The organism is Muricoccus roseus (genome assembly GCF_900141905.1).
GTDB lineage: Bacteria > Pseudomonadota > Alphaproteobacteria > Acetobacterales > Acetobacteraceae > Roseomonas > Roseomonas rosea.
In genome coordinates, this window is record NZ_FQZF01000031.1 from 19,282 (window position 1) to 34,750 (window position 15,469).

Annotated in this window: 12 protein-coding genes and 1 other RNA gene; 1 reads left to right on the forward strand and 12 read right to left on the reverse strand. The window is 72.9% G+C overall.

Annotated elements, in window-relative coordinates; translation table 11 throughout:
• Positions 1–3 precede the first annotated feature (3 nt).
• The 11 genes from mraY to BUB97_RS20610 all read right to left on the reverse strand — a co-directional run bounded on the left by mraY (position 4) and on the right by BUB97_RS20610 (position 11,284).
• Complete coding sequence (gene mraY / locus BUB97_RS20565; RefSeq protein ID WP_073138270.1) at positions 4–1,089, reverse strand: phospho-N-acetylmuramoyl-pentapeptide-transferase; 1,086 nt, start codon at positions 1,087–1,089, stop codon at positions 4–6.
• Entirely contained in the window at positions 1,086–2,465 is a 1,380-nt protein-coding gene (locus BUB97_RS20570; RefSeq protein ID WP_073138272.1) for a UDP-N-acetylmuramoyl-tripeptide--D-alanyl-D-alanine ligase, read from the reverse strand. Before BUB97_RS20570 ends, mraY begins: the two co-directional genes overlap by 4 nt.
• Positions 2,462–3,937: a UDP-N-acetylmuramoyl-L-alanyl-D-glutamate--2,6-diaminopimelate ligase gene (locus tag BUB97_RS20575; protein WP_408906146.1), complete on the reverse strand. Its 1,476-nt coding sequence runs from the start codon at positions 3,935–3,937 to the stop codon at positions 2,462–2,464. Before BUB97_RS20575 ends, BUB97_RS20570 begins: the two co-directional genes overlap by 4 nt.
• Positions 3,924–5,990: a peptidoglycan D,D-transpeptidase FtsI family protein gene (locus BUB97_RS20580; protein WP_073138274.1), complete on the reverse strand. Its 2,067-nt coding sequence runs from the start codon at positions 5,988–5,990 to the stop codon at positions 3,924–3,926. The genes BUB97_RS20575 and BUB97_RS20580 overlap by 14 nt, the downstream gene beginning before the upstream one ends.
• The gene (ftsL, locus tag BUB97_RS20585; RefSeq protein ID WP_073138276.1) at positions 5,987–6,967 is read right to left on the reverse strand and encodes a cell division protein FtsL; all 981 of its coding nucleotides are present in this window, start codon (positions 6,965–6,967) and stop codon (positions 5,987–5,989) included. Before ftsL ends, BUB97_RS20580 begins: the two co-directional genes overlap by 4 nt.
• A complete protein-coding gene (gene rsmH / locus BUB97_RS20590) occupies positions 6,964–7,917 on the reverse strand; it encodes a 16S rRNA (cytosine(1402)-N(4))-methyltransferase RsmH (RefSeq protein WP_245818396.1) in 954 nt (317 codons plus the stop codon). The genes ftsL and rsmH overlap by 4 nt, the downstream gene beginning before the upstream one ends.
• Positions 7,918–7,937: 20 nt before the next feature.
• The gene (gene mraZ / locus BUB97_RS20595) at positions 7,938–8,417 is read right to left on the reverse strand and encodes a division/cell wall cluster transcriptional repressor MraZ (RefSeq protein ID WP_073138280.1); all 480 of its coding nucleotides are present in this window, start codon (positions 8,415–8,417) and stop codon (positions 7,938–7,940) included.
• A gap of 284 nt (positions 8,418–8,701) precedes the next feature.
• Positions 8,702–9,101, reverse strand: an RNA gene (gene rnpB / locus BUB97_RS20600) — RNase P RNA component class A.
• Positions 9,102–9,133: 32 nt separating this feature from the next.
• Positions 9,134–9,304, reverse strand: coding sequence for a hypothetical protein (locus BUB97_RS26360; protein ID WP_175562696.1), 171 nt, complete (start codon positions 9,302–9,304; stop codon positions 9,134–9,136).
• A 415-nt stretch (positions 9,305–9,719) separates the two neighbouring features.
• Positions 9,720–10,442, reverse strand: a complete 723-nt coding sequence (locus BUB97_RS20605) for an N-acetylmuramoyl-L-alanine amidase (protein ID WP_408906147.1) — start codon at positions 10,440–10,442, stop codon at positions 9,720–9,722.
• A 68-nt stretch (positions 10,443–10,510) separates the two neighbouring features.
• Positions 10,511–11,284, reverse strand: coding sequence for a TerB family tellurite resistance protein (locus BUB97_RS20610; protein WP_086062420.1), 774 nt, complete (start codon positions 11,282–11,284; stop codon positions 10,511–10,513).
• 213 nt (positions 11,285–11,497) lie between these two features.
• On the opposite strand from BUB97_RS20610, the gene BUB97_RS20615 reads away from it, so the two are divergent.
• Entirely contained in the window at positions 11,498–14,374 is a 2,877-nt protein-coding gene (locus tag BUB97_RS20615; RefSeq protein WP_139281408.1) for an AsmA family protein, read from the forward strand.
• A 56-nt stretch (positions 14,375–14,430) separates the two neighbouring features.
• On the opposite strand, the gene BUB97_RS20620 is transcribed toward BUB97_RS20615, so the two are convergent.
• Positions 14,431–15,435, reverse strand: a complete 1,005-nt coding sequence (locus BUB97_RS20620; protein ID WP_073138286.1) for an isopenicillin N synthase family dioxygenase — start codon at positions 15,433–15,435, stop codon at positions 14,431–14,433.
• Positions 15,436–15,469 lie beyond the last annotated feature (34 nt).

Here is a 15,469-nt window from a genome sequence, read left to right on the forward strand (position 1 = left end):
CGCTCACCGGATCTTCAGCGTGGAAAGGCCGACCAGGGCCAGGATCATGGAGATGATCCAGAAACGGATCACGATGGTTGGCTCCGCCCAGCCCTTCTTCTCGAAATGATGGTGCAGCGGCGCCATGAGGAAGACCCGCCGCCCCGTGCGCTTGAACCAGAAGACCTGGATGACGACCGACAGCGTCTCGACCACGAACACGCCGCCGACGATGGCCAGCACCACCTCATGCTTCGTCGCCACCGCCACAGCGCCGAGCGCGCCGCCGAGGGCGAGGCTGCCCGTATCGCCCATGAACACCGCGGCCGGCGGCGCGTTGAACCAGAGGAAGCCCAGCCCCGCGCCGATCAGCGCCGAGCAGAACACCGCCAGCTCGCCCGTGCCCGGCACGAAATGCAGCTGCAGGTAGTCGGAGAAGACGCGGTTGCCGACGAGATAGGCGATCAGCGCGAAGACGCCGGCCGCGATCATCACCGGCACGATGGCCAGCCCGTCCAGCCCATCCGTCAGGTTCACGGCGTTGGAGGCGCCGACGATGACCAGCATTCCCACCAGCGGGAAGAAGATGCCGAAGGGGATCATCAGCTCCTTGAACACGGGCAGGGTCAGGCTGCTGTCCAGCCCCGGCGGCAGGAACCACAGGATGGCCACCGCCACCATCAGCCCCAGGCCGAACTGCACCACCAGCTTGCCGCGCGCGGAGACGCCCTTGGTGTTCCGCTTCGTCACCTTCAGCCAGTCATCGGCGAAGCCCAGCAGCCCGAAGCCGAGTGTGACCAGAAGCACCGCCCAGACCATACCGTTGCGCAGGTCCGCCCAGAGAAGCGTGGACACGGTGAGCGCGAGCAGGATCAGCACGCCGCCCATGGTGGGCGTGCCCTTCTTCTCGATCAGGTGGCGCTCCGGCCCGTCCGTGCGAATGGGCTGCCCGCCCCGCTGGAAGCCGCGCAGCCAGCGGATCACCATCGGCCCGAAGAGCATCGAGACGATCAGCGCCGTGATGCAGGCCGCGCCGGCACGGAAGGTGAGGTAGCGCAGCAGGTTGAAGATGATGAGGTCGCCAGGGCCGGCGAGCAGGGCGGGGATCATGCCGCGGCTCCCTGGCCGCCAAGGCCCTTGATGGCGCGCACCACCACCGCCATGCGGCTGCCGAGCGAGCCCTTGACCAGCACCGCGTCCCGCGCGCGCAGCGCATCGGCCACCATCGGCGCCAGCGCCGCGCTATCGGCCGCATGCGCGCCGCGCTTCCCCGCGGGAAGCGCGTCGTGCAGCGCCGCCATCTGCGGGCCGCAGGTGAAGACGAGGTCGGCGCAGTCCGCCGCATCCGCGGCCAGCGCGGCATGCATGGCCACTCCCTCGTCACCCAGTTCCAACATGTCGCCCATCACCGCCACCCGCCGCATTCCCTTCTGAGCCGCCAGGACGGCAAGGGCCGCACGCATGGAGGTCGTATTGGCATTGTAAGATTCATCGAGCAGCAGCACCGTGCCGCCCGGGACGGGGATTGCCACGCGCGCCCCCCGCCCGGCCAGCGCGGAAAACGCAGAGAGCCCTTCAGCAAAACGCGATGGATCGGCCCCCAGCGCCCGCGCGGCCGCGAGCGCCGCCACCGCATTCATCGCCATGTGCCGCCCGGGAACCCCGAGGGTGACGGCGAATTCATCCCCGTCGAGTCCGACGCGGAAGGACTGCCGGTCCGCGCCGCCCTCCCAGCGCAGGAGCCGCGCGTCGCCGCTCTCGCCGAAGGTGATCACGGAGGCACCCGCCGCCTCGGCGCGACGCCGCAACAGCCCGGCCTGCGGGCCTTCCGCCGGCAGCACCGCGACGCCGCCCGGCTCCAGCCCGGCGACGATGTCCGCCTTCTCCTGGGCGATCGTCTCCATGGAGCCGAGCCGCCCGAGATGCGCCGGCGCGATGGTGGTGATCACCGCCACATGCGGCCGGGCGAGGCGCGAGAGCGGCGCGATCTCGCCCCGCGTGTTCATCCCGATCTCGATCACGCCGTACACGGCCGAAACCGGCATGCGGGCGAGGGTGAGGGGCACGCCCCAATGGTTGTTGTAGCTGGCCACCGCCGCATGCACCGCGCCGCAGGCCAAAAGCCCCGCGGCGAGCATTTCCTTCGTGCTGGTCTTGCCCACGCTGCCTGTCACGGCGACGAAGCGCGCGGCGGAGCGCGCCCGCCCGGCAACCCCCAGGGAGGTCAGCCCGGCCAGCGTCTCCGCCACCCGCAGCAGCGGCCCGGAACCGGGGATGTCGCGGTCCACCATCGCGCAGGCCGCCCCGCGCGCCAGCGCATCCGGCACGAAGTCATGCCCATCCCGCGCGTCGCGCAGCGCGACGAAGAGATCGCCCGGCCCGATCGCCCGGCTGTCGATGGAGACGCCGGTGATGGCGACGCCATCCGGCACCGTGCCCCCCGTGGCCGCGCGGAGCGAGGCCGATTCCCAGAGAGGCGCGGTCACGAGAGGGTTCCCGCCAGGCGCCGCACCACCTCGACATCATCGAAGGGGTGGATCACCCCCGCGATGGTCTGCCCGCTTTCATGCCCCTTGCCGGCGACCGCCAGCACCTCGCCCGGCCCGAGCGCCGCCATGGCCTCCGCAATCGCGGCCTCGCGCCCGCCGATATCGACGGCGCCGGGGCAGGCGGCGAGCACGGCGGCGCGGATCGCCGCCGGATCCTCGCTGCGCGGATTGTCATCCGTCACCACCACCCGGTCGGCATGCCGCGCGGCCGCGAAGCCCATCAGCGGCCGCTTGCCGGGGTCACGGTCCCCGCCCGCGCCGAACACCACATGCAGCCGCGCCGCATGGGGCCGCAGCGCGAGCAGCAGCCGCTCCAGCGCATCCGGCGTGTGCGCGTAATCGACATAGACGGCGGCACCGTTCGGCAGCCGCGCCGCGAGCTCCATCCGCCCGCGCACGCCCGCCAGATGGGGCAGGGCGCGCAGCACCCGGTCCGCCGGCATGCCGGTGGCGACGGCGAGGGCGGCGGCCACCATCACGTTGTCGGCCTGGTAGCGGCCGACGAGCGGCAGATGCACCGCCTCCCGCCGGCCGAAGAGGCTGATCTCGATCTCCTGCCCATCCGCCTTCGGCGCGTGGCGCAGCAGGCGCAGGTCCGATCCGGCCTCGCCCACGGTCAGAAGCCGCAGCTTGCGGCTGGCCGCGATGGCGCGCAGGGCGGCCAGCGTCGCGCCCTCCATATCCGCATTCACCACCGCCGGGCGGCCGGGCTCCAGCAGCGTGTCGAACAGCCGGAGCTTGGCCGCCCGGTAGGCCTCGATGGTGCCGTGATAGTCCAGGTGGTCACGCGTGAGGTTCGAGAACCCCGCCCCGGCGAGCGCCACCCCATCCAGCCGCCGCTGCTCCAGCCCATGGGAGGACGCCTCCATCGCGGCATGCGTCACCCCGCCGCGCGCGATGGCTGCGAGCGTGGCGTGCAGGGAGACCGGATCGGGCGTGGTCAGCGAGGGGCCCTGCGGGAACCCGTCGGCCACCAGCCCCAGCGTGCCCATGGAGGCGGCGCGGGAGCCGCCATCGGCCCAGATCTGGCGGAGGAAGTCGGCCGTGCTCGTCTTGCCGTTGGTGCCGGTGACGGCCACCACCGTGCCGGGCTGCACGCCATGGAAGCGCGCGGCCATCAGGGCCAGCGCCCGCCGCGGGTCGCGCGCGGTCAGCAGCGGGCGGGGTGGCACGCCGGGCGGCCATTCCGTACCCTCCGGCGCCAGCACGGCGGCGGCGCCGCGGCGCACGGCCTCCTCGATATGCGTGCGCCCGTCGGTGCGCGCGCCGGGCAGCGCGGCGAAGAGCGCGCCCGGCACCACCTGGCGGCTGTCCGCCGTCAGCGCCGTCACATCCGGCCGGTCCTCGATCCCCGGGGCGAAGCGCCTCTCGATCGGGTCCAGCCGGGCCATCAGCTCATCGAGCCTCATGGCTCTCGGGCCGCGTCAACGTGGCGGCCTGGGCTGCCATCGAGAAGCGGATCCGGCTCACCGACTGCTCCCGCATCTGGTCCAGCTCCGTCACCCGCAGCGGCACGGGCGGCGCCAGGGTGGGGGTGGAGGGCACGGGCTGCGGCGTGGCCGGGCGCGGCGCGATGGCGGGCGTCGTCGCCGGGCGGGTCGGCGAGGCGGGCGGCGCGGCCGTCGTACCCGGGCGGGCCGCCGGCGCGGAAGCGGTCGCAGGGCGCGGGCCGGGCCGGCCGGGCTGCAGCGGGATGCCGACCGCCTGGAGGATGGAGGGCTCCTGCGGGTTCTCGGGCACCAGCCCGAGCACCGGCGCGATGCGCGCGATGACCGACCCGGCGGCGGGCGCCGCCACCCAGCCCGCCGTCGCATAGCCATGGCTGCGCGCATTCGGGTTCGGCTCGTCCACCATCACATAGACGGCGTAGCGCGGCGCGTTCATCGGGAAGGCGCCGACGAAGGCGGCGATGCGCTTGTTCGGCAGATAGCCGCCGCGGGGCCCGGTCTTCTGCGCCGTGCCCGTCTTGCCGCCGACGAAATAGCCGGGAACATCCGCGCCCTTGCCTGAGCCATCCGTCACCACCAGCCGCATCAGCCGGCGCATGGTCTCGGAGGTGCGCTCGCTCACCACGCGCGTGCCCTCCCGCACTGTTCCGGGCGGCTGCGCCAGCAGCGTCGGCTGCCGCAGGATCCCGCCATTGGCGATGGCAGCCACGCCGCTGACCACATGCAGAGGCGTGACCGAGATGCCGTGGCCGAAGGCGATGGTGAGCATGTTGATGTCACGCCAGCCATTGGCCGGCGGCACCAGGGGAAGCGCCGTCTCGGTGATCTCCACCCCAATTCGGGAGAGCATGCCCATACGCTGCATGAACTCGCGCTGGCGCTGCGGCCCGAAGCCCTGCGCCATATGCGCGGCGCCCAGGTTCGAGGAATAGGCGAGGACCTCGGGGAAGGTCAGCCAGCGCCCCTTGCCCTTGTAGTCGCTGATGGTGAATCGGCCGTAGCGGATGGGCGAGGAGGCGTTGAAGCTGCTGGTGTTGACGTTGGCGGTGCCGAATTCCAGCGCGGCCGCCGCCGTCAGCAGCTTGAACGTCGAGCCGGGCTCGTAGGTGCCCACCGTCACCCGGTTGAAGCGCTGCTCCGTCGTGGCCGCCCCGATATCGCCCGCGTCGTAGTCGGGCAGGGAGACCATGGCCATGATCTCGCCGGTGTTGATGTCCAGCACCACACCCGCGCCGCCGATGCCGGTATAGTCGTCGATCGCCTTCGCCACCGCATCGCGCAGCGCGAGCTGCACGCGGATGTCGATGGAGGTGCGCAGCGGGTCATGCGGCCGGGCCCGCAGCCGCTCGTCATGGTAGCGCTCCATGCCCGAGAGGCCGGCGCCGTCCACGTCCACATTGCCCAGCACATGCACGGCCGCCCGGCCCTGCGGGTAGTAGCGGCGCTCGCCCTCCTCGAAATGGAGGCCGGCGATGCCAAGGTCGTTCACCGCCTGCTTCTCGCGCGGGGTCAGCGCGCGGGCGAGGTAGGAGAACTGCCGCTCGCCCGAAAGCCGCCCGACGAGGCGCGAGGCATCCAGTTGCGGCAGCACGCGCGCCAGGCGCTGCGCCACCTCCGCCGGATTCTCGACCTGCCGGGGATTGGCATAGAGCGCCGTGACCGGCAGCGAGACGGCGAGGATCTCCCCGTTGCGGTCGGTGATGGGCGCGCGGCCCGTCACCGGCTCGGCGGAGGGAGTGGCAGTCGAGCGCGGCTGGGCGATGCGCCGCGGCTCGCGCGGGTCGATCACGGTCGCGATCGTCGCCTTCAGCGCCACCGCGCCGAAGAGAAGCCCGAAGCCCGCGGCAGCCAGCACCAGCCGGCCCCGGCTCTTCTCCAGCACCGCGCGGCGCGCGAGGTCCGGCTGCCCCGTGCGCGCGGCGGTGCGGGGGTCGCCCAGGCGGGAGGCCCGCACCGGCTCGCGCAGGTGATAGGCGATGGTGGCGTTGGGGTCCGGGGCGGAGGGCTCGATCACCGCGCGCCGCCCAGCGTCGCCGCGTTGGCGCTGGCCACCGGCACCGGCGGCGCCAGCATCGGGCGGGAGGCGCCGCCGAGCATCGAGCCCGTGGAGGCCGGCATCTCCGGCATGCGCGGCGAGGGCGGCTGCACGGCGGGCGTCGTCTGGCGCAGGTGCAGGGCGGTACGCAGCAGCGCCGGCGGCTGGGGCGGCGCGGCCAGGTTCATCCCGCGATCAACCTCACGATCCGCCAGGCGCGGCTCGGCCTGCCGCGCTTCCGCCGGGCGAACGGGGGCGGCGAGGCGCGGCGCCACGCGCGGCGTGGCCTCACGCGGCTCGGGTGTGCGAAGGCCGGCCACCTGCGGCAGATGCGAAGGCGGCACGCGCGTGGGCGCGCCGCGCTCGGCGGTGGCGGTGCTGCGTTCCACGCGTTCCGGAGCGCTGCGCTCGACCGGCGCGGGGCGGGCGGCCATCTGGGCGGGAGCGGCGGCGCGCGGCGGGGCAGCCGGCAGCGGCACCACGGAAACCGAGGCGGCGGCGGGCGCGGCCGTTGCCGGGGCCTGCGCCAGGCGAGGCGCGGCATTCGCGGCCTGCTCCGCGACCGGCGAGGTCACTGAGACCGGCACGGCGGAGGCGATCGCGACGTTGCTGGCGCCCGGCCGCTCGTTGGGCGCCGGCGCGAAGAGGCTCGGCGCGCCGGCGAAGGCGACGGCGGCCGGCAGGCGCCGGTCCAGCTCGGCGGGGCGCACGAACTGCGAGGTCTGCATCACCTCGAGCGGAAGGTTGCGGACGGCGGCAGCCCGCAGCCGCTCCGGCTCGTTCAGCAGCGCCCATTCGGCGCGCAGCACCGCCGTGCGCTCCCGCGCCGCCTCCGTCTGGCGCACGGTCTCGCGCAGCGTCTTCTCCAGCTGCGAAACCTCGTGCTTCACCGAGTACAGGTGCAGTCCCGCCCCGGCCGCGGCGACGAGCGAGAGGAAGGTGAGCGGTCGGATCATGCGGCCAGCCTCTCGATGGCACGGAGCCTTGCGGACCGCGCTCGTGGATTCGTTGTGGACTCTGCCATGGAAGGCCGCAGAGCGGTGGTGGTCAGCAGGCGGAAATCCGCCTGTTTCGTGGCTTTTTTTAACGAAGCCGGATCGAATCGGGACGCGCCGGGTGTGCGACCTGCCGCATCGCGCATGAAGCGCTTCACGATCCGGTCCTCCAGCGAGTGGAAGGAGACGACGACGAGCCGGCCGCCAGGCGCGAGCAGCCGCATGGCCGCCTCGAGTCCGCGCTCCACCTCTCCAAGTTCGTCATTCACCTTGAGGCGCAGCGCCTGGAAGCTGCGCGTCGCGCTGTCCATGCCCGAGGGGTCGCGCGGCATCACCGCATGGATCGCTTCGGCCAGCTGCAGCGTCGTCTCGAAGGGCGCGTCGCCGCGCGCGGCGACGATCTTGCGCGCGATTCGGCGGGAATGCCGCTCCTCGCCGAGTTCCCAGAGCAGGTCAGCGAGTTCGCGCTCGGGCAGGGTGTTCACCAGCTCGGCGGCGGTCGGGCCGGACTTCTCCATCCGCATATCGAGCGGCCCGTCCGAGCGCAGCGAGAAGCCGCGCTCCGCCTGGTCGATCTGATAGGAGGAGACGCCGAGGTCGAGCACCACGCCGTCCAGCGAATCCACCCCGCGCTCGGCCATGAGGGAGAGCATGTCGCCGAAGCGCCCCTCCACCAGGTGCAGCCGCCCCGGGAAGCGCGCGGCGAGGCCCGCCCCGCGCGCGATCGCATCGGGGTCGCGGTCCACGGCATAGAGGGTGCAGTCGGCGGCGGAGAGGATGGCGGCGCTGTAGCCGCCGCCGCCGAAGGTGCCGTCGAGAAGGGTGGCGCCGTCGCGCGGGGCGAGCGCCGCCAGCACCTCGGCCAGCATCACCGGCACATGGCCGCCCTCGGTCGGGTCGGGCGCGACCATGGGGGAGGGCGAGGCCGCGCTCATGCGCGCCCCACGATTGGCGGGGCTGCGGGCTGGGCGGACGGAACGGTCAGGCCTCGCTCGCGGGCGCGCTGGCGGGCCGCCTCCGTGCGGGCCCGCGCCGCCTCCGGCTCCCAGATCTGGAACTGCTTGCCCAGGCCCATGAAGCTGACCGCCTCGGTCAGCTTCGCATGGCCGATCAGCTCTTCGGGCAGCACCAGGCGGCCATCGCCATCGGGGCGCATCGGGAAGGCATCCGCGAAGAGGCTGAGGGAAAGGTCGTCATGGGCGTCGGAGAAGACGTCCAGCCGGTCGAGCCCGCCGGCCATCGCCTCGAAGGTTGGAAGAGGCCAGGCCTCGACGCAGGGATCACGGTGGGAAAGGCGCAGGACCAGCTCCAGCGTGCCCAGGCGCTCCAGGGCAGAGCGGAAGGACGCGGGGACGGAGACCCGTCCCTTCTTGTCCAGCTTGCCCGTGAAGGTGCCCATGAAATGGGTCATCCGCTGGACGTCCGCCCCCTCGCGGTCGCACCGGGCGACTGTGGATCCCCTTCATCAGATGGCCGGCGAGGCCCCCCGACCCCGCCGGCTCACCCGACCACCCCGCCAGCCCCTCGCCCCCCTCAGGTCCGGGCCCTTGCGGGATGAGCTGGGATAACATGGGATCATCTGGGCCAACAAGCACGATTGCACGGAGCCGACGAAGTGTTGCAGAAGAGCAACGCGCCGTATTTCCGATCATTTCAATCGGTTGTGCGATCCGTTTACAGTTGGATAACAGGATAAATGCCAGACGGCCTGTAAGCCGGGTTCTGTCGGCCCTTGCGGACCGGGCGACCATTCCTCTGGAGTCGCCGTCACCGGCGACTTCTCGCGGCCAACCCGGATGGCGGGGCGGAAAAACCCCTGGCGACGAGCCCTTGCGGACCCTCTCCGGCCATCCCTATTCGGCCTTGCTCCCGGTGGGGTTTGCCGTGCCGCCCCTGTCGCCAGGGGCGCGGTGGGCTCTTACCCCACCGTTTCACCCTTGCCCCTTGCGCCTTTCGGCGGCGGGGCGGTCTCTTCTCTGTGGCACTGTCCCTGGGGTCGCCCCCGCCGGCCGTTAGCCGGCACCGTTCTTCCGTGGAGCCCGGACTTTCCTCCACCGCCTCTCGCGAAGCTGGCAGCGGTCGCCCGGCCGTCTGGCGGCCGGGGTATGCGACTCGGTGGGGCGAGGGTCAAGCCGGCGCGCGTGCCGGATCCAGCGGGAAGCCGGTGTCGATCGCCCGCGCCACCTCCAGGCGCTGTCGCAGCAGCCCGAACTTCAGCGCGCGGTCGGCCGCGCCCTGCAATTCCGCCAGCACCGCCGAGGCGAGGATGAAGGAGCGGCGGGAAGGAGAGATCGTCATGCGCCCGATCCTTCCCACCCGGACCGTGCGGGGAAAGGGAGGCTTTTCAGCGAAGATTCGGCCGGAACCAGCGCCCTGTGCTCCGCCCGGGGCACTCCGTGGCACGGGCATCTCCGGCTGGAGAAGGAGAGCGTTCTGTGCTGATGGTCCGTCCCGGGGAGAGGAAGAAGGAATTCTTCCTCTCCCCGGCCCTCTCACCATCATCTTCTTTTTCGAGTTGGAATCACGGGGCTGACGGTGCGCCTCGGGTCATAGAGCCGAGGCGACTGCAAAGGCAGGAACACCCCCCCTGCAACCAGAGACCCCACTGATCCGGGATATCCACGGCAGTCAGACGGGGTTCCAAGGGCCTCAGGCCCTTGGCGGGTGCAGGGCGGAGCCCTCCCAAGGAACCCACGAAGCCGGCCCGGCGGTATCAGCCCGCCCCGGCCAGTGCCGCCACGGCTTCCAGCCGGGCCAGCGTCCCGGCATCCGGGCGGCCGCCCCATTCCTCCTGCCGCCAGTGCCGCTGGAAGGCGACCAGCGCGACATCGGGCCGCGCCGGATCCACCGGATAGCCGATGCGCCGCATCAGCTCCGCCGCGCGCGCCATCCCGCCCGGCACCACGCTCAGATCCCCGCCCTCCACCCCTTCCGGCCATAGCCCGACGCCCAGCGAGGCCAGGCCCCGCCAGTCGAACAGCTCGCCCGGGTCGCGCTTGCGGTCCGGCGCCACGTCGCTATGCGCCACCACGTTGCGCGCGGGGATCGGGTGCCGCGAGAGGATGCCAAGGCACAGGTCGGCCAGCGCCGCCATCTGCAGGGCGGGGAAGGGTCGGTAGCCGCAGGAATGGCCGGGATTCACCACCTCGATCCCGATGCTGCGCCCGTTCAGCATCTCGTTGCCGCGCCAGGAGGAGAGGCCGGCATGGAAGGCCCGCCGCTCCTCGGGCACCAGCCGGAAGACCTGCCCGTCCTCCTCCACGACGTAGTGGGAGGAGACCCGCGCCTCCGGGTCGCGCAGCCGCGCGATGGCGGCCGCGCCCGTCTCCATGTCCGTATAATGCAGGATGAGGGTGTCGATCGGCAGGCCGGGCGGCCGCTCGTCCTGGTTCGGGCTCGGCAGCTCCGTGATGGCCAGCCCACCCTCGTTCGGCACGAGCGCCAGCACCGACCTGCCCCGGTTGCGCGCGGCCGGGGGGCGGGGCAGGGGACCGCGCCGGGCGGTCAAATCCCGCGCTCCCGCTTGATGCGGTCCCAGGCCGCGTTGATGTCGGCCACCTTGCCCGTGGCCCGGCGCACCAGCTCGGCCGGCAGGCCGCGGGCGGTCATGCTGTCCGGGTGGTGCTCCCGCATCAGGCGCTTCCAGGTCTCGCGCACCTGCTGGTCGGAGGCATCGCGGGGCAGGCCGAGCACGGCATAGGGGTCGGGCCCCTCCGGCGCGAGGGCGGGGCTGGCGGGGTTGGGCCGCCCGAGCCGCGCCCGCTCCCAGGCCGCCGCATCCAGCCCCAGGCGGGCATGGATGCCACCCAGGAAGGCCAGCTCCGCCCGGTTCACCGGCCCATCCGCCTCCGCGATGCGGAACAGGGCCGCCAGCACGTCCTCCAGCACCGTCTTCTCGGCCGCGAAGGCGGCGGCCAGCCGGTCGGCATAGGGCTCGGCGCCGTCGGCATTCTCCCGCGCGCGGTCGAAGAGCTGCGCCACCTCCCGCATGTTCTCGGGCGGGATGCGGAACAGGCGCTTGAAGGCGTCGATCTCCGCGCGCCTCACCGGCCCGTCGGTCTTGGCGAGCTTGGCCGAGAGCACCACGACGGAGATGGCAAAGAGGCTCTCGCGCGAGCCCAGCATCGCCGCGATCTGCGCGCCATCCATGCCGGGCAGCCCGCGCACGAGATTGCCCTCATCGGCCGCATGGCCGAGCGCGCTGCCCAGCACGGCACCCACCGGCCCGCCCATGGCGAAGCCGACCGCGCCGCCGATGATCTTGCCCCAGAAGCCCAAGGCCCCTCCGCGCATCAGGAGAACGAGCCTATGCCCGGTTTCGGCCGCAACCGGAAGCGCGCGGCTTCCTTGCCGCAACTCCGCGCCTCAAGCATGGTCGGGCCGAGGGAATCGAGGGATTCCACGCGCGCGGAGGTGTCTTGTCCAGAACCGGTGCCAGTCCCGGAAGCCTGACCGGAGGGGCGCCGGCCGGAGGGGTGCCGGGAATGCCGCATGCCACGGCCCCGCGCGGCCGTGCCCGATGCGTGGCCACAGGCTGACATGCGCCGCCTTCTCCTTATCGGCCCGGCACTGGCGCTGCTCCTGCTCGCGGCCCTCTACGCCGCGCCGCTCTTCACCGACTGGACGGCGCGGCGGGACCAGCTGGCCGAACTCGCCTCGGCCCGCATCGGCCGGCCGGTCACGCTGCATGGCCCGGTGCGCCTGCGCCTGCTGCCGCATCCGGTGGTGGAGGCCCAGGGCGTCACCCTCGGCGATGCCGGGGACGGGCTGGGCTTTTCCGCCAGCTCGCTGCGCCTGCGCGTGGATGGCGGGGCCCTTCTTCTCGGGCGCATCGCCCCGCGCGAGGTCGCGATCGTCGGCGCCGAGCTGCGCCTGCCCTGGCCGCCGGTCGAGGCGGCGGTGCTGCCGGGCAGCCTCTCCACCCTCACCGCCCAGCTCGTGGACAGCCGCCTCATCATCGGCGGCGTGCGGCTGGAGGGCGTGCAGGCCCGGCTGATCGCGGGCGATCCCACCCAGGGCACGCGCGCCGAGGGCCGCTTCGCCTGGGGCGGCCTCGAATGGCGCTTCGAGGCCGGGGTCGGCCGCCCCGGCTATGACGGGATCACCCCGGTCGAGCTCACCCTCGCCATGGGCAATGCGAGCTTCCAGGCGCGCGGCGTGCTCACCCTGGACGGCACGGTGGAGGGGAGCCTGGAGGCGTCGGGGCCGGACCTCGCCCTTCTCGTGCCCGGCCCGCCCGGCCCCTTCCGGGCGCGCGGGCGCGTCACCGTCACCACGGATCTTCTCGCCGCCGACGACCTCAACCTCGATATCGGCGGCAGCCCCGCGCGCGGCGCCCTCACCCTGCGCCTCTCCCCCACGCCGCGGCTGGATGCGGCGCTGCTCGCCAGCCGGATCGACCTGGACCCCTGGCTGGCCGCCCTGCGCGCCCGCCCCACCGCCCTTCCGGTCGGGCTCGACCTCTCGGCCGAGGCGGCGAGCTTCCGTGGCGTCGCGCTGCGCCGCCTCCGCGCCGCCGTCTTCCGGGAGGGCGCGGCCGAGGGCGGGCGCCTGACCTTCTCGGACGTCTCCGCCACCCTGCCCGGCGGCACGCGGGTGGAGATGAACGGCGCGACGGCGGGCGAAAGGCTGGAGGCCGGGCTGCACTTCTCCGGCTCCGACCTGCGCGGCACGGTGGATGCGCTCGGCATCGGCACGGACTGGCTCGCGCCCGGCCGTCTGCGGCAGGGGGAAGGGCGCGCCCGGCTCGTGCTGGAACCCGGTTCTGTCGCTGTGCCGGAACTCTCGGCGACGCTGGACGGCACCCGCATCTCCGGCGCCGGCGTGCTCCGCTTCGGCGCCCGCCCCGCCCTCGGCCTGGGCCTCACCCTCGACAGCCTGGAGCTGGAGGGCTGGCTCCGCCCGGGGCTCGACTGGCCGACCGCCAGCCGGCTGCTCGGCGGCATCGACGCCAATCTCCGCCTGGCGGCCGAGCGCGCCCGCTGGCGCGGCGCGGTGCTGGAGCGCGCCTCCCTCGACGCCGCGCTGGAAAACGGGCGGCTCACCCTGCGCCGCCTCGCCGGGCAGGTGGCGGGCGGCGACCTCTCCGCCTCCGGCACGGCGCTGCTCGGCCCCACCCCCCGCCTTTCCGATGCGGTGGTGGAATTCGCCGCCCCCAATGCCCGGGCGCTCTCGGGCCTGCTGCCCGGCACCTGGCCGGACGGGACGCGCCTGGCGACCGAGGCGGTGACGCTCCGCGCGACGGGCGGCGGCGCGCCGGACGCGATGTCCATCCAGGCCGGCGCCGAATGGGGCGATGCCCGGCTGGAGGCCGCCGGCACGCTCGACCTGCCGGGCCGCCGCGGCAACGGCACGCTCACCCTGCGCCACCCGGGCGCGCCCCGCCTGCTCAGCGACGCGCTGGGCATCACGCCGGGGGAGCCGATCGGCCAGGGCTCGCTCTCCTTCATCGCCGCCTTCTCCGCGGGGCCGCAGGGCGTGGCCGCCGAGCGCTTCGACCTCGTCCTCGGCACGCTTCGCGCCAATGGCCAGCTCGCCCTGGCGCTCGATGCCGCGCGCCCGCGCCTGACCGGGCGCCTCGCGGCGGAAACGGTGACCCTGCCCCCGCTCTCCTGGCGCGCGCGCGAGCCCTTGCCCGTCGCGGCGCTGCGCGCCCTGGATGCGGATCTGGCCCTGTCCATCGCCCGGCTGGAGCCCGACGACCGGCCCGTGCTGCGCGACCTGCGGGGCAGGCTGCGTCTCTCCGCCGGAATCCTGGCGGTGGAGGAGGCGGAGGCGACACTCGACGGCGGCGCGGCGAGGGGCGGGCTGCGCCTCGACGCCTCGGGCGAGACGCCCCGGATGGGCCTGAGCGGCAGCCTGCGGAACGTGACCATCAACGCTCCGCTGCTCGGGCTGCCATTGGACCTCTCGGCCGGCGAGGCCGAGGGTGAGCTGCGGCTGGAGGCCAGCGGAAGCAGTCCGGCCGCCCTTCTCGCCACGCTTTCCGGCGAGGCGGCGCTGACCGTCCGGCGAGGCATGCTGGCCGGGATCGACGCCGCCGCCGCCGGGCGCGCCGCTGAGGCCGGCGACGAGCCTGCCCTGCGCCGAGCCCTCGCCGAGGGCAGTACGGGCTTCGACAGCCTTTCCCTGCGCGCCTCCCTGGCCGCGGGCCGCGCGACGCTGCGCGAGGGGCGCGCGACAGGCGAAGGGGTGGCGCTCACCTTGGGCGGCGAGCTGGACATCGCCCGCGCCGCGCTCGATCTGACCGCGACGCAGAAACCGCCCGACCCGGTGCCCGAGGTGGGCATCCGCCTGACGGGACCGGCCGCGCAGCCGCGGCGCGTGCCGGAACTGTCCGCCTGGCTGCGGTGGCGGGCCGAACGCTGAACGGGATGGCTCCGGGGGAAGGGGTACTTCTCCGGAGCCACCGACGTTAGCCGACGTTACTTGCCGATCTTCGCGAAATTCGCCGCGATGCGCTGGTTCAGGAAATCCTTCGCCGTGATCGGCTCGTCCCGGCCGGAGGGGGAGCGGATCACCGCATCCCGGTTGGCCTGGCAGAAGAAGGGGAGGGAGTATCGCGGGCCGAGATACTCGTCTGCGCGCGGCATGCGCACGCGGTGGAGGGTGGATCGCAGCTGATCGTCGCTCCAGCGCATCAGCATGTCGCCGATGTTGCAGGTGATGACCCCGGGCAGCGGCTCCACATCGGTCCAGGCCAGCTCGCCGCCCTCGGCCTCCTTGCCGGGGCAGAGCTGCAGCCCGCCCTGTCCGGGGCGCTGATGCAGCAGGGTGAGGCAGCAGTAGTCGGTATGCGCGCCCGCGCGCCAGCCGGCGAAATCCTCCGGCTTGGCGTCCTGCATGGCCATGTAGTGGATCATGCGCAGCGTGGACTGGTACTCCGGCGAGGTCGGGTCATGCGCTTCGGTGAAGAAGTCCTCGGGGAAGCCGAGCTTCATCGCGAAGCAGGAGAGCACCTTCATCCCCAGCGCCCAGTTCGCCCGCTCCAGCGCCAGCATGGTCGCCTTGAAGCCCGGAAGCTCCTCGCCGCTCGGCCACAGCCCCTGCATCCTGGGCACGGTGATCTGGTAGGATTCCTTGTTGTCCGCCGTGCCGGTGGAGGGGCGGACCTGCGCCTTGTACTCCCAGCCCCAGTTGGTCCCCTTCGTCATGGGGTAGCGGGCCTTCACCTCCATCGGCAGGTCGAAGAAGCGGGCCGCCATCTCGAACCCCTCGTCGATCAGCTCCTGCGGGATGCCGTGATGGACGAGCTGGAAGAAGCCCGTGTCGGTGGAGGCATCCCAGAGCTGCTCGGCGATCTCAGCCTTGCGCGCCTTGAAGTCCGACATGTCGATCTGCGGCACGCGGCGGGCCTTGGTTGTGCCCAGACCGCCGAAACCCTTCTCCTTGTTCAGCTCCTTGAGCGCGTATTCCTGGGTGGCAGACATCTCACTCTCCTACGTGCCTGAAGGAGCAATGTCA